Annotated in this window: 21 protein-coding genes; 18 read left to right on the forward strand and 3 right to left on the reverse strand. The window is 67.6% G+C overall.

Annotated elements, in window-relative coordinates; genetic code table 11:
- Nucleotides 1-3: 3 nt before the first annotated feature.
- Genes cobO through IEW02_RS11000 form a run of 6 tightly spaced genes read left to right on the forward strand, consistent with a single transcriptional unit; the run spans nt 4 to nt 6,833 of the window.
- On the forward strand, nt 4-624 hold the full coding sequence (cobO, locus tag IEW02_RS10975) for a cob(I)yrinic acid a,c-diamide adenosyltransferase (RefSeq protein WP_188544810.1): 621 nt from the start codon (nt 4-6) through the stop codon (nt 622-624).
- Nucleotides 618-2,012: a cobyrinic acid a,c-diamide synthase CobB gene (locus IEW02_RS10980; RefSeq protein WP_188544811.1), complete on the forward strand. Its 1,395-nt coding sequence runs from the start codon at nt 618-620 to the stop codon at nt 2,010-2,012. Before cobO ends, IEW02_RS10980 begins: the two co-directional genes overlap by 7 nt.
- Nucleotides 2,002-2,400 carry a cobalamin biosynthesis protein gene (locus IEW02_RS10985; protein WP_188544812.1) on the forward strand — a complete coding sequence of 133 codons (399 nt, stop codon included), beginning with the start codon at nt 2,002-2,004 and terminating at the stop codon, nt 2,398-2,400. The genes IEW02_RS10980 and IEW02_RS10985 overlap by 11 nt, the downstream gene beginning before the upstream one ends.
- A gap of 4 nt (nt 2,401-2,404) precedes the next feature.
- Complete coding sequence (locus IEW02_RS10990; RefSeq protein ID WP_188544813.1) at nt 2,405-4,108, forward strand: alkaline phosphatase D family protein; 1,704 nt, start codon at nt 2,405-2,407, stop codon at nt 4,106-4,108.
- 11 nt (nt 4,109-4,119) lie between these two features.
- Nucleotides 4,120-5,337 (forward strand): uroporphyrinogen-III C-methyltransferase, encoded by a 1,218-nt coding sequence (gene cobA / locus IEW02_RS10995; RefSeq protein WP_188544814.1) that lies wholly within the window; start codon nt 4,120-4,122, stop codon nt 5,335-5,337.
- Nucleotides 5,338-5,348: 11 nt separating this feature from the next.
- Nucleotides 5,349-6,833, forward strand: coding sequence for an MFS transporter (locus IEW02_RS11000; protein WP_371829931.1), 1,485 nt, complete (start codon nt 5,349-5,351; stop codon nt 6,831-6,833).
- On the opposite strand, the gene yaaA is transcribed toward IEW02_RS11000, so the two are convergent.
- Nucleotides 6,830-7,579, reverse strand: coding sequence for a peroxide stress protein YaaA (yaaA, locus tag IEW02_RS11005; protein ID WP_188544815.1), 750 nt, complete (start codon nt 7,577-7,579; stop codon nt 6,830-6,832). The two genes, IEW02_RS11000 and yaaA, sit on opposite strands and share 4 nt — an antisense overlap.
- Before the next feature lie 45 nt (nt 7,580-7,624).
- Between yaaA and IEW02_RS11010 the strand changes: the two genes are divergently transcribed.
- A complete protein-coding gene (locus tag IEW02_RS11010; RefSeq protein WP_188544816.1) occupies nt 7,625-9,397 on the forward strand; it encodes a proline--tRNA ligase in 1,773 nt (590 codons plus the stop codon).
- A complete protein-coding gene (locus IEW02_RS11015; protein ID WP_188545360.1) occupies nt 9,394-9,990 on the forward strand; it encodes an O-methyltransferase in 597 nt (198 codons plus the stop codon). The genes IEW02_RS11010 and IEW02_RS11015 overlap by 4 nt, the downstream gene beginning before the upstream one ends.
- A 29-nt stretch (nt 9,991-10,019) precedes the next feature.
- On the opposite strand, the gene IEW02_RS11020 is transcribed toward IEW02_RS11015, so the two are convergent.
- Complete coding sequence (locus IEW02_RS11020) at nt 10,020-10,460, reverse strand: ferritin-like domain-containing protein (RefSeq protein ID WP_188544817.1); 441 nt, start codon at nt 10,458-10,460, stop codon at nt 10,020-10,022.
- Nucleotides 10,457-11,014, reverse strand: a complete 558-nt coding sequence (locus tag IEW02_RS11025; RefSeq protein WP_308933172.1) for a hypothetical protein — start codon at nt 11,012-11,014, stop codon at nt 10,457-10,459. The genes IEW02_RS11020 and IEW02_RS11025 overlap by 4 nt, the downstream gene beginning before the upstream one ends.
- A 110-nt stretch (nt 11,015-11,124) precedes the next feature.
- On the opposite strand from IEW02_RS11025, the gene rimP reads away from it, so the two are divergent.
- The 10 genes from rimP (at nt 11,125) to IEW02_RS11075 (ending at nt 21,104) form a co-directional block, all read left to right on the forward strand.
- Nucleotides 11,125-11,757, forward strand: coding sequence for a ribosome maturation factor RimP (gene rimP / locus IEW02_RS11030; protein WP_188544818.1), 633 nt, complete (start codon nt 11,125-11,127; stop codon nt 11,755-11,757).
- Nucleotides 11,754-12,770, forward strand: a complete 1,017-nt coding sequence (gene nusA, locus IEW02_RS11035) for a transcription termination factor NusA (RefSeq protein WP_188544819.1) — start codon at nt 11,754-11,756, stop codon at nt 12,768-12,770. Before rimP ends, nusA begins: the two co-directional genes overlap by 4 nt.
- Before the next feature lie 101 nt (nt 12,771-12,871).
- Nucleotides 12,872-13,171 (forward strand): YlxR family protein, encoded by a 300-nt coding sequence (locus IEW02_RS11040; protein ID WP_229746010.1) that lies wholly within the window; start codon nt 12,872-12,874, stop codon nt 13,169-13,171.
- Nucleotides 13,172-13,273: 102 nt separating this feature from the next.
- Nucleotides 13,274-16,204, forward strand: coding sequence for a translation initiation factor IF-2 (gene infB / locus IEW02_RS11045; RefSeq protein ID WP_188544821.1), 2,931 nt, complete (start codon nt 13,274-13,276; stop codon nt 16,202-16,204).
- An 83-nt stretch (nt 16,205-16,287) separates the two neighbouring features.
- Nucleotides 16,288-16,578: a DUF503 domain-containing protein gene (locus IEW02_RS11050; protein WP_188544822.1), complete on the forward strand. Its 291-nt coding sequence runs from the start codon at nt 16,288-16,290 to the stop codon at nt 16,576-16,578.
- 70 nt (nt 16,579-16,648) lie between these two features.
- The gene (gene rbfA, locus IEW02_RS11055) at nt 16,649-17,104 is read left to right on the forward strand and encodes a 30S ribosome-binding factor RbfA (RefSeq protein ID WP_188544823.1); all 456 of its coding nucleotides are present in this window, start codon (nt 16,649-16,651) and stop codon (nt 17,102-17,104) included.
- A 10-nt stretch (nt 17,105-17,114) separates the two neighbouring features.
- Nucleotides 17,115-18,086: a DHH family phosphoesterase gene (locus IEW02_RS11060; protein WP_188544824.1), complete on the forward strand. Its 972-nt coding sequence runs from the start codon at nt 17,115-17,117 to the stop codon at nt 18,084-18,086.
- Nucleotides 18,079-19,440, forward strand: coding sequence for an MATE family efflux transporter (locus IEW02_RS11065; RefSeq protein ID WP_188545295.1), 1,362 nt, complete (start codon nt 18,079-18,081; stop codon nt 19,438-19,440). Before IEW02_RS11060 ends, IEW02_RS11065 begins: the two co-directional genes overlap by 8 nt.
- 2 nt (nt 19,441-19,442) lie before the next feature.
- The gene (locus tag IEW02_RS11070) at nt 19,443-20,378 is read left to right on the forward strand and encodes a metallophosphoesterase family protein (protein ID WP_188545296.1); all 936 of its coding nucleotides are present in this window, start codon (nt 19,443-19,445) and stop codon (nt 20,376-20,378) included.
- 54 nt (nt 20,379-20,432) lie between these two features.
- Nucleotides 20,433-21,104: a 4'-phosphopantetheinyl transferase family protein gene (locus IEW02_RS11075; protein ID WP_188544825.1), complete on the forward strand. Its 672-nt coding sequence runs from the start codon at nt 20,433-20,435 to the stop codon at nt 21,102-21,104.

Consider the following 21,104-nt stretch of genomic DNA (forward strand, 5'->3'; position numbering starts at 1 on the left):
ACAGTGCCACAAGGAGTTCCGGTCGAGGGAAGCATCCCGGACGACGGACTGACCACCCGTCAACGACGCAATCTGCCGATCCTCGCGGTCCACACCGGTGTCGGTAAGGGAAAGTCCACAGCCGCGTTCGGTATGGCGCTGCGCGCGTGGAACCAGGGCTTCGACGTGGGGGTGTTCCAGTTCGTCAAGAGCGCCAAATGGAAGGTCGGCGAGGAGTCCGTCTTCCAGTCGCTCGGCGAACTGCACGAGAAGGACGGGACCGGCGGAGCCGTCGAATGGCACAAGATGGGTTCTGGTTGGTCCTGGACGCGCAAACGTGGCGGCGAGACCGATCATGCGGCCGACGCACTCGACGGGTGGCGTGAGATCGCCCGGCGGCTGCGCGATCAGACCCACCGCTTCTACGTGCTGGACGAGTTCACCTACCCGCTCAAGTGGGGGTGGGTGGACGTCGACGAGGTCGTGGAGACGCTGCGCACCCGGCCGGGTAATCAGCACGTCGTCATCACCGGTCGCGATGCCCCGCAGGCTCTCGTCGAGGCGGCGGACCTGGTGACCGAGATGACCAAGGTGCGGCATCCGATGGACGCCGGCCGCAAGGGTCAGCGCGGGATCGAATGGTAGGCGCAGTCGTCGTCGCCGCACCGGGTTCCGGCAGCGGTAAGACGACCATCGCAACGGGCATCATGGGCGCCTTGCGCAATGTCGGAATGTCGGTTGCGCCGTTCAAGATCGGGCCCGACTACATCGATCCCGGCTACCACTCGTTGGCCTCGGGCCGTCCCGGCCGCAACCTCGATTCGGTGATGCTCGGGTCCGACGCCATCGTCCCCCTTCTGAAACACGGAAGTGCGGGGTGCGACGTCGCGGTGGTCGAGGGCGTCATGGGTCTGTTCGACGGCCGGATCGATCTGTCCGAGAACGCGTTTCCCCCGGCGGCGGCCGAGGGTTCCACCGCGTCCGTCGCCGCGACGATCGGCGCCCCGGTGATACTGGTGATCGATGCCCGTGGTCAGAGTCAGAGTATCGGCGCTGTGCTGCACGGGTTTTCGACATACGACGACAACGTGCGCATCGGCGCCGTGATCCTCAACCGCGTCGGCAGCGACCGACACGAGCAGGTACTGCGACAATCCTGCGAGCGCGTCGGCATCCCGGTCGTCGGTTCGCTGCCGCGCAGCGTCGAGCTCGACGTCCCGTCGCGTCACCTCGGTCTGATCACCGCCACCGAGTACGGATCCGCAGCCGGGCGGGCGGTCGCGGCGATGACCGAACTGGTCGAGAAACATGTCGACGTCGCTGCCGTGGCACGGCTGGCCGCTACCGCCCGCATCCCCGCGGCACCGGCGTGGTCGCCGGAAGCTGCGGTCGGGTCCGGTTCGAGCGGCGCGGAACGCCCTGTGATCGCGGTAGCCGGTGGTCCGGCGTTCACCTTCGCGTACGCAGAGCACAGCGAACTGCTCGCAGCAGCCGGCGCGGACGTCGTCACGTTCGATCCCCGCCACGACCGGTTGCCGCCGCGAACCGCGGGACTCGTTCTGCCCGGCGGCTTTCCGGAGGAACACGCCGCCGAGCTCGCCGCCAACGACGAACTGCTGAACGACGTACGTGCCGGAGCGTCGGGCGGAATGCCGATTCACGGCGAGTGTGCCGGGTTGCTCTACCTCGGGGCGACACTCGACGGCCACACGATGGCCGGCGTCCTCGACGCGGACGCGTCGTTCTCCGCGCGACTGACCCTCGGTTACCGGTCCGCGGTGGCGTTGACGGATTCCGTCCTGTTCCGGGTGGGAGAACGCGTCACCGGGCACGAGTTCCACCGCACGCACCTGGTGCGCAGCGCCGAGGCCCTCGATCCCGCGTGGGGATGGAGCGACAAGCAGGCACCCGTGCGCGAAGGCGTCGTATCCGGGTCCGTGCACGCGTCGTACCTGCACACCCATCCCGCGTCCGTTCCGCACGCGATCGGCCGGTTCGTCGACGCCGGTCGGCGATACCTCGGTGACGACTGACGCGTTCCCCGTCGCACTGGGAATCGGGCTGCGACCGGGTACTTCGGCGGACGATGTCCGCAGCCTCGTGCGCTCCGTACTGCGCCCGGAATGGACCGTCGCGGTGATCGCCACGCTGGACCGGCGATCGGCGGAGCCGGCCGTGACGGAGCTGGCAGCCGAACTGGGTGCTGACGTCCTCGCCTACGACGCAGCATCGCTCGCCGTCGTCGACACGGTGAGCAGCTCGGACGTCACCGCAGCTGCGGTCGGCACCGCGTCGGTCGCCGAGGCGGCAGCGCTTCTCGCGTCCGGGGCCGACAATCTGCTGGCAGTGCGAGTCAAGAGTGCAACCGTCATCGTGGCCGCAGCCGCGATGGCGTGCCACCGAACGCGAGTGGCACTGTAGAGGGATGGAAACGGACAATCTTTCGCCACGCGTGGTTCTGGGGCCGCTCGTGCGTTACGTCGACTCGCATTGCGCCACGTTCTGGATCGAGACCAGCGCGCCCACCACGGTGACCGTCACGACGTCCAACGGGTCGACCGTGAGCGAGCAGACGTGGGGCGTGCACGGTCACCATTACGCCGTGGTGGCGGTGTCGGACCTCGGTGAGGACGAGTTGGTGAGCTACGAGGTTCGACTGGACGATCACCTGGTGTGGCCGCTGCCGGGCCGACGCGCGGTGGTGCATCCGTTCCGCGCCGACGGGCCTGCCACGATTGCCTTCGGCTCCTGTCGACGCGGCGACACCTACTCCGAGGACGCGCTCTCCCGCATCGGCGCCGATGCTCTCGCCGGGCTCGGGAAGCGCATCCACGACGAGGACCCGTCGCAGTGGCCGGACGTCTTGGTGTTTCTCGGCGACCAGGTCTACGCGGACGACCCGTCGCCGGAGATCGTCGACCGCCTGCACGCACGGCGCGCGGCGGGAGACCGGGTCGCGGGCGCCACGTCCGACGAGATCGCCGACGAGATCTGCGATTTCGAGGAGTACACCTGGCTGTACCACGAGTCGTGGGGTGGCGAACCCGTCCGAGAACTTCTTGCCACCATTCCGACGTGCATGATTCTCGACGACCACGACCTGCGCGACGATTGGAACTCCTCGGCCGACTGGCGCCGGGAGACGAGCAAGGAGCCGTGGTTCGACGACCGGGTCATCGGTGCCTTCTCCTCGTACTGGGTGTACCAACACCTGGGCAACCTCTCTCCGTCCGAGCTCGCGTCGGACGAGATGTACGCCTCCGTGCGGTCGGCGTCCTCGGATCTCGAGCGCGAGAAGTTGTTGGCGCAGTTCGCACTTCGTGCCGACCGCGAGCCCAGTTCCGCGCGGTGGAGCTACCACCGCGACTTCGGCCGCACCCGGCTGATCATGATCGACTCACGCTGTTCGCGGGACCTGAACCCGGACCGGCGGGCCATGGTGGACGACGTCGAGTGGGCGTGGGTCCGCGAGCGCGCGCTCGAAACCGATGCCCACCACATCCTTCTCGGGTCGTCGCTGCCGTTCCTGATGCTTCCGGGCCTGCACCACATCGAGGGGTGGAACGAGGCCGTCGCGCAGGGAGCCTGGGGCAAGCGCTTCGCGAAACTGGGCGAAAAGCTCCGCATCGGTCTCGACCTCGAGCACTGGGCCGCGTTCGGAAAGTCGTTCGGCGACATGGTGTCTCTGGTGAACGACATGGTCTCGTCGACCACCGCCCCCAAGAGCATCGTGTGGTTGTCCGGTGACGTCCACTGCTCGTACGTCGCCAAGGCCGAGACCGACGTGCCGACCTCGACCGCCATGTACCAGCTCACGATGTCCCCGTTCCGCAACCCGCTCGAGCTGCCGGTACGCGTGGTCAACCGCCTGGCGTTCCGGCGTCCCGTGGCCCGCGCGCTCGGCAGACTTGCGCGGGCGGCGAAGGTCGATCCCCCGGATGCGACCTGGACCACCGAGGCCGGACCCTGGTTCGACAACGGTGTCATGTCGCTCACGACACACGATCGTGCACTCGAACTCAGGGTGGACCACGCGAGCGTCGTCGACGGTGAGCAAACCTTGCGTCCGACAGCACAATTGGCGTTGACCAGCGCGGGTGCCAGAAAGTCGCGTGCGCGAGTGACGTAGGGTCTTTTCCCGTGGACGCGACCGAATCTCCGTATCTCGTCGGCCTGAATCTCGCGGGTCGTCGCGTGGTGGTGGTCGGCGGCGGAAGCGTGGCGCAGCGGCGTCTTCCGCTGCTCGTGGCCTGCGGGGCGCACGTCACGGTGATCACGCGCGAGGCCACGCCTGCCGTCGAGGGGATGGCCAGCTTCGGTCAGATCACCCTCGAGATCCGCGACTACGCATCCGGAGACCTGCACGATGCGTGGTACGCCGTCGCGTGCACGGACGACCCCGACACCAACGCCGCAATCGTCGCCGAGGCGGAAGGTTCACGCATCTTCTGCGTGCGCGCCGACATCGCCCGCGACGGCACGGCGGTCACACCGGCCAGCGCGCAGCACGACGGGCTGACCTTCGGCGTTCTCGCCGGCGGTGAGCACCGCCGATCCGCGTCCGTGCGCACCGGCCTTCTCGAGGCACTTCAGTCCGGCGCGATCAGCGACTCGACGGAGCCCGTCCCGGCCGGCGTCGCCCTGGTCGGCGGGGGACCGGGCGACCCCGATCTGATCACGGTGCGCGGTCGGCGCTTGCTCAGCCGAGCCGATGTGGTGGTTGCGGACCGTCTCGCGCCGCCGGAGCTGCTCGCCGAACTCGGACCCGACGTCGAGGTGATCGATGCGTCGAAGATTCCCTACGGCCGGTTCATGGCACAGGAAGCGATCAACGACGCGCTGATCACCCACGCCAAAGCCGGCAAGTTCGTCGTACGCCTCAAGGGAGGCGATCCGTACGTGTTCGGACGCGGCTACGAGGAACTCGAAGCGTGCACCGCCGCCGGTGTCGCGGTGACAGTGGTTCCCGGGATCACCAGCGCCATCTCCGTACCGTCGGCGGCCGGCATACCGGTGACGCATCGCGGGGTGACGCACGAGTTCGTCGTCGTCAGCGGGCACCTGGCGCCCGACCACCCCGACTCGCTGGTGGACTGGCCGTCGTTGGGGCGGCTGCGCGGAACGATCGTGCTGATGATGGCGGTCGAACGAATCGGCGCTTTCGCCGACGTCCTGATCGCGAACGGGCGCCCGACGACCACCCCGGTTGTCGTCGTACAGGAAGGAACCACTCGATCGCAGCGGGTCGTCACCGCCGACCTCGAGACCGTGGCGTCCCGCGTGATCGAGGAGAACGTGCGCCCGCCGGCCATCATCGTGATCGGTCCGGTCGCCGGGTTCGGACGAGACGCGCAGTAACGTCTATCCCCGTGTCCGATTCTGCTGCGCCATCGCCCGCCGTGACGTACCCCGTCACGACCCGAGCCTTCGGTCTCGCGATCATCGCTCTGAGCGGGATGCAGATGATGGCGGTGCTGGACGGGACCGTCGTCAACTTGGCACTCGCGCCGCTGCAGAACGAGCTGGGCCTGTCCGACGCCGGACGTAACTGGGTGGTCTCGTCCTACGTGCTGGCGTTCGGTGGACTCATGCTGCTCGGTGGTCGCCTCGGAGACGCGTTCGGTCGCAAGCGCATGTTCCTCACCGGTGTCGCCCTGTTCACGCTCGCGTCGGCGGCCTGCGGACTCGCGCAGGACGAAGGCATGTTGATCGCGGCCCGCGTGATCCAGGGTGCGGGCGCTGCCGTCGCGTCACCGACGGCATTCGCCCTCGTGGCCACGACGTTCGCACCGGGACCCGTTCGCAACCAAGCCATCGCCATCTACGCCGCCATGACCGGCGTCGGCTCGTTCTCCGGCTTGATCATCGGTGGTGCGCTGACCGAGGTGTCCTGGCGGTGGATCTTCCTCATCAACCTGCCCATCGGTGCGCTGATTCTGGTGCTCGGCACGAAGGCCCTGGTGGAGACCCGTGCAGATCGGGCGCCTCTCGACGTGCCGGGAGCGGTGTTGGCGACGCTCGGATCGTTCGGTGTCGTTCTCGGTCTGGTGGAGGGGCCGGAGCGAGGCTGGACCGACACGCTCGTCGTGGCATCCGTGGTCATCGGGCTCGTGTTGATCGGCGCCTTCCTCCTCGTCGAGCGCACGGCACAGAACCCGCTGCTCCCGTTCTCCCTGTTTCGAGACCGGGACCGCGTGGCCACCTTCGTCGCCATCTTCTTCTCCGGGGCGGCACTGTTCTCGATGACGGTCATCGTCGCCGTGTTCGTCCAGGAAGTCCTCGGGTACAGCCCGCTCCATGCGGGCCTGTCGTTCATCCCGTTCGGCGGGGGAATGGCACTGGCGGCGGTCCTGTCGTCCTGGCTCGCACCCAGGCTGGCGCCTCGTTGGATCATCGGCGCCGGCGCCCTGATCACGTGCGGATACCTGATCTACGCGTCCACCCTCGACGTCGGCGCGCAGTACTGGACCAACCTGTTCCTGCCTATCGGCGGGATCGGCTTCGGCGTCGGACTCGCCGTGATCGCCCTCCCGCTGTGCGCCATCGCCAACGTCGACCACGACCACATCGGGCCGCTCACCGCGATCTCGCTCGTCGCCCAGAACCTCGGTGGGCCGATCGGGCTCGCAGTGGTCTCCGCCATGGCGACGTCGAAGACGCTGTCCCTCGGCGGCACGTCCGGCCCCGCCGTGTCGATGACGGACCCGCAGATCGTCGCACTCGGGGAGGGGTACACCTTCGGCCTGCTCGGATGTGCGGTGCTCGCCGTCGTCGCCGGCATCGCGGCACTGTTCATTCGGTACACCCCCGGCCAGGTCGCACAGGCGAAGGCCGCGCAGGATCTGTCGGTCTAGTACGAATCGGTCAGAACCACGACCTCGTTCGGTGACGCCACTTCCACGCGCAAGCCCGCCTTCGAGGCCACCCGCGCCACCGAACGCGCGTCGCTCGGTTCCGCACGGGTCACGGTCAACGCTCGGGCGAGCAATCCCTTGTGATGTTTGTTGAAATGACTGACCACCGAGCGTGACCCGTCGGGCTGTTCGGTGAGCACCGTGGCGGTCACCGCGCCCGCGATCGGACCGAGTTGCTGGTAGGTACCCGAGCGCAGGTCCACGATGAGCCCCTCGGCTGCCGCGGTGATGGCCTCGGACAGGTCGGGCTTCCACAGCGCCCGCAGAGTGGGCAACCCCGGCAGGGTCGAACCGCCGGACAGTCGGTACGCGGGAACGGGATCCGTCGCACGCAGCGCTCCGAACAGAGCCGAACCGATGGCGATCCGCGCGTCCGCCCGTGCCCGTTGGGCCTTGGTGAACGCACTCGCGCCCAACGCGTCGTACAGAACCCCGGTGTAACGCGCCAAGGCCGGTGCCGTCGGGGAGGTGAGCAGCGCGGCGTTGCGTTCGACCTCGAACAGTTGCTTCGGGCTGATACCGAGGGCGGCGCGGGAGGCATCCACGTCGGCGGACAGCGCCACCAGAGCGTCGACGAGCGTGCGACGGGTCGAGGTCAGCTCCGGAAGCCACAGGCGATCGAGGTCGAGGGGGACGCCACGTCCTCCGTCGGACTTGGTTTCGGAGGGCGGGAGAAGAACGAGCACGGGCGGCAACGCTACCCACGGCTGCTGCCACTACAATTTCGGCCTGTGATCACCCGTCTGTCCCACCTGTTCCTGCGCACCCTCCGCGACGACCCTGCCGACGCGGAGGTTCCGAGCCACCGCTTGCTCGTGCGCGCCGGATACGTACGGCGTATCGCGCCGGGCGTCTACTCGTGGCTGCCGCTGGGTTTGAAGGTGTTGCGACAGGTCGAGCGCGTGGTGCGCGAGGAGATGAACGCGATCGGCGCACAAGAGATTTCGCTGCCCGCCCTGCTGCCACGCGACCCCTACGAGGTCACCGACCGGTGGACCGAATACGGGCAGAGCCTGTTTCGCCTGAAGGACCGAAAAGGTGCGGACATGCTGCTCGGTCCCACGCACGAGGAACTGTTCGCGCTGACGGTGAAAGGTGAGTACGGCTCGTACAAGGACCTGCCGGTCACGCTCTACCAGATTCAGACGAAGTACCGCGACGAGGAACGTCCCCGTGCGGGCATCCTGCGCGGTCGCGAGTTCGTGATGAAGGATTCGTACTCGTTCGACCTCGACGAGGCCGGACTGAAGACCAGCTACCACGCACACCGCGAGGCGTACCAGCGCATCTTCGCCCGGCTCGGGGTGAAGTACGTGATCGTCGCGGCCACGTCCGGCGCCATGGGTGGCAGTGCCTCCGAAGAGTTCCTGGCCGAGAGCGAGATCGGTGAGGACACCTACGTTCGGTGCGTCGAGTCCGGGTACGCGGCCAACGTCGAGGCCGTCGTGACGCACGCGCCCGATTCGATTCCGCTGGACGGGCTGCCCGAGGCCGTCGCGTACGAGACCGGAAACACCCCCACCATCGCCACCCTCGTCGACTGGGCCAACGGGGCCGACCTCGGACGTACCGTCACCGCTGCCGACACCCTGAAGAACGTCCTGCTCAAGGTTCGAGTTCCCGGTGGCGAGTGGGAACTGCTGGCTGTCGGCGTTCCCGGTGACCGCGACGTGGACGAGAAGCGTCTGGAAGCATCGCTCGAGCCTGCCGAGTTCGAGATGATCGGGGACGCGGAGTTCGCGGCGAACCCGTTCCTGGTCAAAGGCTATATCGGTCCGAAAGCATTGCAGGCCAACGGTGTTCGCTACCTCGTCGATCCGCGAGTGGTCAGCGGAACCGCCTGGATCACCGGCGCCGACGAGAAGGGGAAGCACGTGGTGGACCTCGTCGTGGGCCGCGACTTCACCCCGGACGGCACCATCGAAGCGGCCGAGGTGCGGGACGGCGACATGTCGCCGGACGGTGCGGGACCTCTCGTCGCGGCCCGCGGCATCGAGATCGGACACATCTTCCAACTGGGCACCAAGTACACCGACGCATTCTCGGTCGACGTGCTGGGGGAGAACGGTAAACCCGTTCGCCTGCTTCAGGGTTCGTACGGCGTGGGCGTCTCGCGCATGGTCGCGGTGATCGCCGAGCAGATGCACGACGACAAGGGTCTGCGCTGGCCAGCTGCCGTCACACCGTTCGACGTCCACATCGTCATCGCGAACAAGGACGCCGGTGCGCGCGAGGGTGCGGAAAGCATTGCGGCCGAACTGGATCTGCACGCCGTCGAGGTCGTCCTGGACGATCGTCCCAAGGTGTCTCCCGGCGTGAAGTTCAAGGATTCCGAGCTCATCGGTGTTCCGCTGATCGTCGTGATCGGACGCGGATGGGCCAACGGGACCGTCGAACTCAGCGATCGCTTCACCGGCGAGGTGCGAGAGGTGCCGGCGGACTCGGCGGTGCGCGAGGTTCTGGCTGCGATCGGCAGGCCGAAGGCCGGTCGGGACTTGTCGTGACCGACAACTGGGCGGGCGTCGAGGAGTTCCTTGACGACACGCTCGGCGGCCCCGGGTCGGGGAAGTTTCTGAACCTGTTGACGCGCATGGTCGATGCCAAGCGAGTCCTCGAAATCGGCGCACAGGACGGGCGTTCGACCGTGTGGCTCGCGCGGGGCGTAGGCCCGTCGGGCCGCGTCGTCACGCTCGTCTCGAACACCGAGCACGCGTCGATGGTGCGATCCGACCTCGAGGGTGCCGAATCGGCCGAGGCCGTGGAAATCGTGGTCGGCCCTGCGGTCACGACGCTGCACAGCGTCCGAACCGACGACGACTCGTCCTTCGACCTCGTGTTGGTCGACGCAGTCGACGAGAACTCCGCGCAGTACGTCGAATGGGCTCTGGTGCTGGGTCGACCGGGCACGGTGGTGGTGTTGGGCAACGTCGTTCGTGGCGGCGAGGTCCTGGACGAGAGTTCGAGCGACCCGGCTGTGCGGGGCACGCGCGAGGTGCTCGCGCTGCTCGCGTCTCACCCCCGGTTGGATGCTGCCGCGCTGCAGACCGTCGGCACGGCGGGATGGGACGGGTTCGCGGTGGCGCTGGTCGTCGAATGACCCGCTGGTCGTCGAATGATTGCAGTCGGTCAGGGCTGACCGGGGAACGGCACCGTCGCCGGATCGGTCCCGAGAATTGCTCGCCACGTCGCGGCGCGACCGGCCGCCTCGGTCAGGGCGGTCACTGCGACACCTCGGGTCGCGTCGGATCGGCTGCGTTCGATGACCGAGCGCCACGCAGTGGCGGTGTCCGCCTCGACCTGAGCGGCCAACTGCGCTGCCGAGACCGGATCGACCACCGCAAACGGAACCGAGTACCCCGCCGCCGATTCGGGCGCGCTGACACTCGCCGCCTTCAGTGCGTCCACCGTCGAGTCTCGTCGCGCTCGGTGGGCCGCGGCGCATGCCCCGACCAGGTCGCCGCGGTTGGGGTTCGAGAACGCGGCCACGATGCCGTACGCGAAGACCGCCGCGTACTCGGCGTTCAGTGCGTCGATCAACGACTGCTGTTCCGGTCCTTGGCTGCTCATGCCAGCACCGCCGACACGTGTACCGAGCACGCGGCACTGACCGAGCCCAGCAGGCCCGCCCGGTAGCCGGACAGAGTGCGGGCGAGATTCGCAGCAGAGGTCGACGATTCGGTCAGGTTGGCGCGTAGCTCGTCCAGCGTGAGCGGCGGGGCGGCATCCGCCGCGCTGGGATCCGCCGCGGTGGCAGTGTCCGTCGTCGGCGGGGCACTCGACGTGGGCGGTGGTGTCAGCCTGGCGACTTCGGCCGTCAGCGCATCGGCGTGAGCGGTCCGCTCGGCGGCAACGACACCGAGGGCGCCGGCCAGTTCGGGGCGCGCAAGCGCTACGGCTGTCGCGTCTGCTGCGTCGGTGCGGGCGCGGGTCGCCTCGGCCAGCAGCGCGTCGGGAGTGGCCGCGGCTGGTTCGTCGTTGGCAGCGCATCCTGCCGACGCGGCCACGACCGCGGCTCCACCCGCGAGACGCAGAAGGGCCCTTCTGGACAACGACGGGGACGTGGTGGGCGATCGCACCCGCTCATCGTGCCAGGTGCGGACCGTCTCCTCGTGGATGGTCACCGGCGGCCTGTCGCCGCGCTATCCTTACTTCTCCGGTTCGGCCATTCCGACCGGAGTCCACGTCGCCGACAGCGGTGCCCACAACTGAACGAACGAGGAGCAGATCCACGATGCCGGTTCCATCCAGGGAGAGGGTCGTCGAGCTCCTCACAGGCCGCGAGCTCATGAACGGATTCGATCTCGAGGACGTTACCGTCTCCCGAGCAGGTGCCCACAGTGTCGTGAAGGTGGTCGTCGACCGCGACGAGGGCGTCGAACTCGACGCCGCCGCGGACCTCAGCCGTCGAATCTCCGAGGTTCTCGATTCCCTGGAAGAGTTCGGAAATGCTCCGTACAACCTCGAGGTGACCACGCCCGGTATCGACCGACCGCTGACCGAACCGCGCCACTGGCGGCGCTCGCGCGGTCGATGGGTGGCCCTCGAGATAGCCGACGAGTCCGGCGAGATCGAGAAGGTCGAGGGCCGTGTCGGTGCCCTGTCCGGCGGGTCCGAGTCCGGCGGCTCCGACTTCGTCGACCTGGTCGTGCGGTCGAAGACCGGTCCGTCGGTTCGCCCGGTACCGCTGGCATCGGTGCACAGCGCCGTGGTGCAGGTCGAATTCAGGACACCGAATCGCGAGGAGTTCGAGCTCGCCGGCGGCGTCGCGCCCGGTCGCTTCGACCCGCTGAACCCGCCCGAGCAACCCGAAGCGGACTTCGGTGACGAGGACGACGAGGACACAGACGAAGAGAGGGACAAATGAATATCGACATCACCGCCCTGCGCGCCATCGAGGCCGACAAGGGCATCACCATCGACGCCGTCATCGAGACGATCCAGTCCGCCTTGTTGACTGCGTACCGGCACACCGCCGGGCATCAGTCCAACGCGTACATCGACGTCGATCGCAAGACCGGTCGGGTGCGCGTCATGGCACGCGAGATCGACGAGAACGGGAATCTCGTATCGGAATGGGACGACACTCCCGAGGGCTTCGGTCGAATCGCTGCGACCACCGCGCGCCAGGTCATTCTGCAACGCTTGCGCGACGCCGAGAACGAGCGCAGCTTCGGCGAATTCTCCACCCACGAGGGGGAGATCGTCGGCGGCGTCATTCAGCGAGACGCGCGGGTGAACGCCAAGGGGACCGTGGTGGTGCGGATCGGAACCGACGCCGACGGAGTGGACGCCACCATTCCGCCCGCCGAGCAGGTGCCGGGGGAGACGTACGAGCACGGTGAGCGCATCAAGTGCTACGTCGTGGGCGTGGCGCGCGGAAATCGAGGACCGCAGGTGACCCTCTCGCGTACCCACCCCAATCTGGTGCGCAAGGTGTTCGCACTCGAAGTCCCGGAGATTGCGGACGGGTCCGTCGAGATCGTGAACGTCGCACGCGAATCCGGTCACCGATCCAAGATCGCCGTTCGGTCGACGGTTCCCGGCCTCAACGCCAAGGGGGCGTGCATCGGGCCCGTGGGGCAGCGCGTACGCAACGTGATGAGCGAGCTGGGTGGGGAGAAGATCGACATCATCGACTTCGACGACGATCCGGCCCGGTTCGTCGGAAACGCGCTGTCGCCGTCGAAGGTCGTCTCCGTGACCGTCGTCGACGAAGCCGCTCGCGCAGCACGCGTGGTGGTTCCCGATTACCAGCTCTCGCTGGCCATCGGGAAGGAAGGTCAGAACGCACGTCTGGCCGCGCGATTGACCGGGTGGCGCATCGATATTCGAAGCGATGCGGCGGCCACCGACACGGTCTCCGCTCCGCGCGGCTAGGGGTGGAATTGTTCGAACCCACTTCGACAGCGCTAGAGTGGTCAATGGCTCAACACGAGCTCTCCGTGTCCTCGACTCGCCGACCGGCCCTGCCGGTGCGGATGTGCGTGGGCTGCCGGGAGCGAGAGTTGATATCCGAGCTGGTGAGGGTCGTGGCTCGTGACGATGCGGACAGTGTCGTCGTGGCGGTGATCGACTTTCGTCGTAGGTTGCCGGGGCGTGGTGCGTGGTTGCACCTGCGTCCCGACTGTCTGCACCAGGCGGAGCGACGTCGAGCTTTCGGACGGGCTCTGCGCGTGTCGGGACGAATAGACACGTCGGAGCTGACCGAAACTTTTCAGTCGGCATCACGGATCGACACCGAGTCGGTCCACGAGGAGAACAGGTACACGAATTCATGAGCACAACGTGAAGCGTCGTCGATGATCGTCCATCGGAGATAACCCGAGGTCGTGCGGGCACCCTGACCGGGAGCCACGCTCGACCTCTCAGTGAGGAGAGCAGTGGCAGGCAAGGCCCGCGTGCACGAGTTGGCAAAAGAACTCGGTGTCACAAGTAAAGATCTACTCGCACGGCTCAAGGAGCAGGGCGAGTTCGTGAAATCGGCGTCGTCGACGGTGGAAGCACCCGTCGCCCGCCGCCTCCGGGAATCGTTCCCTTCGTCGGCACCTGCCGACGGCACCCCCTCGACCAGCGCCCCCGCTGCCGACAAGCCGAGCAACGGTCGCGCAGCATCGAACGGTGCTTCGTCCAACGGTGCTTCGTCGAACGGTGCTTCGTCCAACGGTGGGGGCACGGGCCCCAAGCCCGGCGCGCCGCGTCCGGGTCCGAAGCCTGCGGCCGCCGCGCCGGAGCCCGCCGCGCCCGAGCCGGTAGCGCCCGCTCCCGAGCCCGTCCGCCCAGCAGCAGCCGAAACACCCGCAGCTCCGCAAGCCGCGCCGCAGGAAGCTGCCGCTCCGGCCGCCGAAGCACCGGCAGCTGCGCAGGCGTCCGCACCCGCGGCGCCGGCACAGTCGAAGCCCGGAGCGCCCGGACCCAAGCCGGGTCCCAAGGCGCCTCGCGTCGGCAACAACCCGTACTCCTCGGCCCCGGTGGAGCGTCCCGCGCCTCGCCCCGCGCCGGGTCAGGCACCGCGTCCCGCCGCAGGCCGTCCGGCTCCCGGTCAGGGCGCTCCGCGTCCCGGCGGCGCCGGCGCTCCGACCGGCGGTACAGGTCGTCCGCCCGCAGGTCAGGGCGGTCCCCGTCCCGGCGGCCCGCGTCCCAACCCCGGCTCCATGCCTCCTCGTCCCAACCCCGGCGCAATGCCGTCGCGTTCCGCGCGACCGGCACCCGCAGCCGGTGGTCGTCCGGGTCGCCCCGGTGGCGCTCCCGGCGGTCGTCCGGGTGGCGGCGCCGGAGCCGGCGGCGGCTACCGCGGTGGCGGCGGCGGAGCACCCGGTGCTCCCGCAGCCGGAGCACCCGCAGGTGGTTTCCGCGGTCGTCCCGGTGGCGGTGGTCGTCCCGGTCAGCGCGGTGCGGCAGCCGGCGCGTTCGGTCGTCCCGGCGGCGCCGTTCGTCGTGGTCGCAAGTCGAAGCGTGCGAAGCGCGCCGAGTACGAGTCCATGCAGGCGCCCGCCGTCGGCGGCGTTCGGCTCCCACGTGGCAACGGTGAGACCATCCGTCTCGCCCGCGGCGCGTCGTTGTCCGACTTCGCGGACAAGATCGACGCGAACCCGGCAGCACTGGTGCAGGCCCTGTTCAACCTGGGCGAGATGGTCAACGCGACGCAGTCGGTCAACGACGAGACGCTGGAGCTTCTCGGCAGCGAGATGAACTACGTCGTGCAGGTCGTCAGCCCCGAGGACGAGGACCGCGAGCTGCTCGACTCGTTCGACCTCACCTACGGCGAGGACGAAGGCGGCGAGGACGAGCTCGAGCAGCGTCCGCCGGTCGTCACCGTCATGGGTCACGTCGATCACGGCAAGACGCGACTGCTGGACTCCATCCGTAACGCCACCGTGCGTGAAGGCGAGGCCGGTGGCATCACGCAGCACATCGGTGCGTACCAGGTGCTCACCGAGCTCGAAGGCAACGAGCGTCTCGTCACCTTCATCGACACCCCCGGTCACGAGGCCTTCACGGCCATGCGTGCCCGTGGTGCGAAGGCGACCGACCTCGCGATCCTGGTCGTCGCGGCCGACGACGGCGTCATGCCGCAGACGGTCGAGGCCATCAACCACGCGCAGGCAGCGGATGTGCCGATCGTGGTCGCGGTCAACAAGATCGACAAGGAAGGCGCGAACCCGGACAAGATCCGGCAGCAGCTGACCGAGTACGGTCTGGTCGCCGAGGAGTACGGCGGCGACACGATGTTCGTCGACATCTCCGCCAAGCAGGGCACCAACATCGATGCCCTCCTCGAAGCGGTGCTGTTGACCGCCGACGCGGCGCTCGACCTGCGTGCCAACCCGGACATGGACGCACAGGGTGTCGCCATCGAGGCGCACCTCGACCGCGGTCGTGGTCCGGTGGCCACAGTGCTCATCGCTCGCGGAACCTTGCGTGTCGGTGATTCGATCGTCGCCGGTGACGCTTACGGCCGCGTTCGACGGATGGTCGACGAGCACGGAAACGACGTCATCGAAGCACTCCCGTCGCGTCCGGTGCAGGTCATCGGCTTCACCTCGGTTCCCGGCGCCGGCGACAATCTGCTCGTCGTCGACGAGGACCGCATCGCACGTCAGATCGCGGACCGTCGCAATGCGCGCAAGCGCAACGCCATGGCGGCGAAGTCGCGCAAGCGAATCAGCCTCGACGATCTCGATGCAGCACTGAAGGAGACCTCGCAGCTCAACTTGATCCTCAAGGGCGACAACTCCGGAACCGTCGAGGCCTTGGAAGAGGCCCTCGTCGGGATCGCGATCGACGACGAGGTCGAGCTTCGTGTCATCGACCGTGGCGTCGGTGGTGTCACCGAGACCAACGTCAACCTGGCGTCGGCGTCCAACGCGATCATCATCGGCTTCAACGTCCGGGCCGAAGGCAAGGCGACGGAGCTGGCGAACCGCGAGGGTGTCGACATCCGGTACTACTCGGTGATCTACCAGGCGATCGACGAGATCGAGAAGGCCCTCAAGGGCATGCTCAAGCCGGTCTACGAAGAGGTCACTCTTGGTCAGGCCGAAATCCGCGCGCTGTTCCGTTCGTCGAAGGTCGGAAACATCGCGGGTTGCCTCGTCACCTCGGGCATCGTGCGTCGCAACGCGAAGGCTCGCCTGCTGCGTGACAACACGGTGGTCCAAGATCTCGTCACCATCTCCTCGCTACGGCGTGAGAAGGAAGACGCGACCGAGGTACGCGAGGGCTACGAGTGCGGTCTCACGGTGACCTACTCCGACATCAAGGTCGGGGACGTCATCGAGGCCTACGAGCTTCGCGAGAAGCCCCGCGATTGAGTCGGATCGAAGTCGGGGGTGCGGGCGCGGTGACCACCGCGCTCGCACCGCCCCCGTTCGCACCACAGGCGTGAGGAGCAGCCATGTATCTCGGTGCCCTCGAGTTGGACGTGTTGCTCGGCGACGTACATTCCCTGAAGGAAAAGCGTTCGGTGGTCAAACCTGTCGTGGCGGCCTTGCTCAAGTTCGGCGTGTCCGCGGCGGAAACCGGTGAGCAGGAGCGTTACCGCCGATCCATGATTGGCGTCGCGATCGCAACGAGCGACGTGGAGCATCTGCATCGTGTTCTCGACTCGTGCGAGCGGCACGTCGCCGAACGACCGGAGCTCGATTTGCTCGCGGTGAGGCGCCGAGTGTTCGGTCCCGAGGACTGATCCCTGCACCTCCCCGGAAGTACGTGAACAGCGTCGGTTACGGCCGACGACGACGAAGAGGAGTTCGACCGTGGTTGACCAGGCCAGGGCGCGCAAGCTTGCCAAGCGAATCGGCACCATCGTGGCGACCGCGATCGACCACGAGATCAAGGATCCGCGGCTGAACTTCGTGACCGTCACCGACACCAAGGTGACGGCCGACCTGCACGACGCCACGGTGTACTACACCGTCCTCGGCGAGACGCTGGACGCCGAACCCGATTTCCAGGCCGCTGCGCTCGGGTTGGAGAAGGCAAAGGGCGTCTTGCGATCGAAGGTCGGCGCCGGAACCGGGGTGCGCTACACGCCCACCCTCACCTTCGTCGCGGACACCGTGCCGGACACTGCCCGTCACATGGAAGAACTGCTCGCACGGGCACGCGAGATCGACAACAAGGTCGCCGAGACTGCTGCAACCGCTACTCCCGCCGGTGATCCCGATCCGTACCGGGTTCCTCGTTCCGATACTGCCGACGCCGACGACTGAGCGCGCGCGCATGACCGAGACCACCCTGCCGACCGACACGGCTGCGGCCATCGACCTGCTGAACACGGCGAGCACCGTCACGGTGCTGTGTCACGTCCAACCGGACGCGGACACCATCGGCAGCGGGCTGGCCCTGGCCATGGCTCTGGAGCGGCGGGGGAAGAGTGTGCAGGTGGCATTCTCCGCGCCGGCGGATCTGCCGGAGTCGATGGGCGACCTCCCCGGACTTCGCTTTCTCGCGGCCCCGCACGAGGTGCGGCAGGAAGTGGACCTGGTCGTGACCGTCGATTGCGGTAGCCGCGGCCGCCTCGGCGCGTTGAGCGACCGGCTCGATTTCGCTCCGCACACCCTGGTCATCGATCACCATCGGTCCAACACCGAATACGGCACCGCACATCTGATCGACGCTGCCGCCGAATCGACGACCGCCGTCATTGCGACTCTGTTCGACGCGTGGACCGTCGAGATCGACGCCGACATCGCCCATTGTCTGTTCGCCGGTCTCGTCACCGACACCGGGTCGTTCCGGTGGGTGCGTCCGGGGTCGCATGCGCTGGCCGAGAGGTTGTTGGCCACCGGCATCGACGGCGCCGCCATCGCACGTCGGCTGCTCGACACCCACCCGTTCGCATGGCTCCCCATGCTCGGTTCCGTGCTGGGATCGGCGCGTCTGGTGCAGGACGCAGCCGGCGGACAGGGCCTCGTGTACGCCGTCATCGAGACCGCGGATTCCCGCGGCCTGAGGTCGGAGGAGATCGAGAGCGTCGTCGACATCGTGCGCACCACGGCCGAGGCGGAAGTGGCCGCGGTATTCAAGGAGGTCGAGAGCGGGTGGTCCGTCTCCCTTCGAGCCAAGAGCACCGTCGACGTCTCCCTCGTCGCGACTGCGCTCGGCGGCGGGGGACATCGCTTCTCCGCCGGCTACACCGCAACGGGTGAGATCGGCACCAACATCGCTGCGCTCGTCGCCGCTCTTGGCTGAGGCGCTCGGGCCCGCGACGGGGGACGTCTCCGCGCGGCGACTCTTCGGACTCGCGTTACCGGCTCTCGGCGTCCTGGTCGCCGAGCCCGTCTACCTGCTCTTCGACGCCGCAGTGGTCGGTCGACTCGGCGCCGGCGCTCTGGCGGGACTGGCTGTGGGCGGCATCGTTCTCGCGCAGGTGAGCACCGCCCTGACGTTCCTCTCGTACGGCACCACGTCGCGCGCAGCACGACTGCACGGTGCGGGGCGCGACCGCGACGCCGTCGCCGAGGGCGTGCAGGCCACCTGGTTGGCCGTCGGGATCGGTGTGGTGCTTCTCGTCGCGGTTCAGCTGTTCGCGTCGCCGATCCTCGGAGTGATCGGGGGTGGGGGAGACATCTCCACCGAGGCGGAGCGGTGGCTGCGCATCGCCGTCGTCGGTGCGCCGCTGATTCTGATCACGTTGGCCGGTAACGGGTGGATGCGCGGAGTGCAGGACACCGTTCGACCGCTGCGGTTCGTGGTTGCGGGTGTGGTCGTGTCGACCGCGCTGTGTCCCGTTCTCGTGTTCGGCTGGTCCGTGGCACCCGACATGGGGCTCGAGGGGTCGGCGGTGGCGAATGTCGTCGGACAGTTCGTCGCGGCAACGTTGTTCGTGTCCGCCATCCTGAGAGAGCGCGTGCCGCTCGGTGTTCGGCTTCCGGTGATGAGAGCGCAGCTGGTACTCGGACGCGATCTGATTCTGCGAACGGCCGCGTTTCAGGTGTGCTTCCTTTCGGCTACGACGGTGGCGGCACGTTTCGGTGCGGCCGCGGTGGGTGCCCACCAGCTCGTCCTGCAGTTGTGGAATCTCGTTGCGCTGATCCTGGATTCGCTCGCCATTGCGGCGCAGGCGTTGACCGGTGCCGCACTCGGAGCCTCACACGGCGACGTGGTGATGACGCTCGCGCGCCGCGTCACACTCTGGTCCACTGCGGCCGCGCTGGGATTAGCGGCGGCGTTCGCGGCGACCTACCCGGTTCTGCCCGGGGTGTTCACCGACGACCTCTCGGTCCAGGACGAGATGCGAGGGATCTGGTGGTTGTTCGTTGCCATGATTCCCCTCGCCGGTGTGGTGTTCGCACTCGACGGCGTACTGCTCGGTGCGGGTGACGCGGCATTCCTGCGAACCGCCACACTGGTGGGCGCACTTCTCGGATTCCTCCCGTTCGTCTGGCTGTCGCTGACCCTGGACTGGGGACTGGCCGGAATCTGGGTGGGGTTGGCGGTGTTCATCATCGTCAGGCTGATCGCGGTGGTCGCGCGAACGGTATCCGGCAAGTGGATCACGGTGGGCGTGGAGAATCGCGACCCCTCGAACAAGGAAAGGTCGTGAGTGTGCCAGCCAAGCTCTGGGCCGTCAGCGATATCCATATCGGTCACAACGGCAACAAACCGGTCACCGAGGGCCTCGAGCCCGAGAGCGAAGACGACTGGCTCATCGTGGCCGGCGACGTCTCGGAGAAGACGGACGACATCAAATGGGCGCTGCAGTTGCTCGCCCAGAAGTTCCACACCGTCATCTGGGTACCGGGTAACCACGAGCTCTACACGACGGCCAAGGACCCGGTTCAGATGTACGGCGTCGCGCGCTACGACTACCTGGTCTCGATGTGCCGCGAACTCGGAGTCGTCACGCCCGAGGATCCGTATCCGGTGTGGACCGGGGAGGGTGGACCGGTCACGCTGGTGCCGCTGACGCTGCTGTACGACTACACGTTCCTGCCGGCGGGTGCGACGGGCAAGACGGACGGACTGGCGATCGCCCGTGAACGCAACGTGGTCGCGACGGACGAGTTTCTGATCAAGCCGACTCCTTACGCCACCATGGACGCGTGGTGCGCTGCTCGATTGGAGTACACGCGCCGCCGCCTCGACGAACTCGACCCGTCGATCCCGACCGTGCTGATCAACCACTTCCCGTTGGTGCGGCAACCCACCGACGTCCTGTTCTATCCGGAGTTCGCATTGTGGTGCGGCACAGTGGAAACCGCGGACTGGCACACCCGGTACAACGCCCTGTGCGCTGTCTACGGGCACCTGCACATCCCGCGCACCACGTACTACGACGGCGTTCGGTTCGAAGAGGTCTCCGTCGGCTACCCACGAGAGTGGAAGCGGCGTGGGCTACCGGATCCTGTTCTGCGACAGATACTTCCAGTCCCGGAGTATCCACCGGGAACGTTGAACAAATTCGGCGGTCACTTCACGGTGACGCCGGAGATGGAAGCGGAAGTGGAGAAGATGCGCGCGTCCGGTAGGAGATCGAGATGAGCGGGAAGACCGGAGGTCGGTCGGCATGAGCGGGAAGACCGGAGGTCGGTCGGCATGATCGAGCGCATTCTGCCGGGCGTGGTGGTGGCCGAGGAATTGTTCGAGGATCCGCCGGGCCTGACTCCGCACCCTCGCGAGGAGCACCTCATCGCCAAAGCCGTCGAGAAACGACGCCGCGAGTTCGTGTCCGCTCGGTACTGCGCACGCAAGGCGATGACCCGCCTGGGAGTCGACCAGGCGCCGATTCTGCGTGGCGAGATGGGATCGCCGCAGTGGCCGTCCGGCGTGGTCGGCAGCCTCACCCACACCGACGGGTACCGCGCTGCCGCTCTGGGACATGCTCTGGCGGTGCGGTCGATCGGGATCGACGCCGAACCGCACGAGGCGCTGCCCGACGGTGTGCTGGACGCGGTCAGCATCGAGCAGGAACGCAGCTGGCTGTCGACCGTTCAGGATGGCGCCGTCCACTGGGACAAGCTGTTGTTCTGCGCCAAGGAGGCCACCTACAAGGCGTGGTTCCCGCTGACCGGGCGATGGCTGGGGTTCGAGGACGCGCACATCACGTTCGCGAAGGACGCTCCGACCGGCGCCGAGGTCATCACCGGGACCTTCCACACGGATCTGCTCGTGCCCGGCAACACCACCACCGGTCCGCCGTTGAGCTCGTTCGACGGTCGGTGGGTAGTGGCGCGCGGTCTCGTGGTGACCGCCATCACCGTGATCTGA

The organism is Rhodococcoides trifolii, assembly GCF_014635345.1.
In the GTDB taxonomy this organism is placed as follows: domain Bacteria; phylum Actinomycetota; class Actinomycetes; order Mycobacteriales; family Mycobacteriaceae; genus Rhodococcoides; species Rhodococcoides trifolii.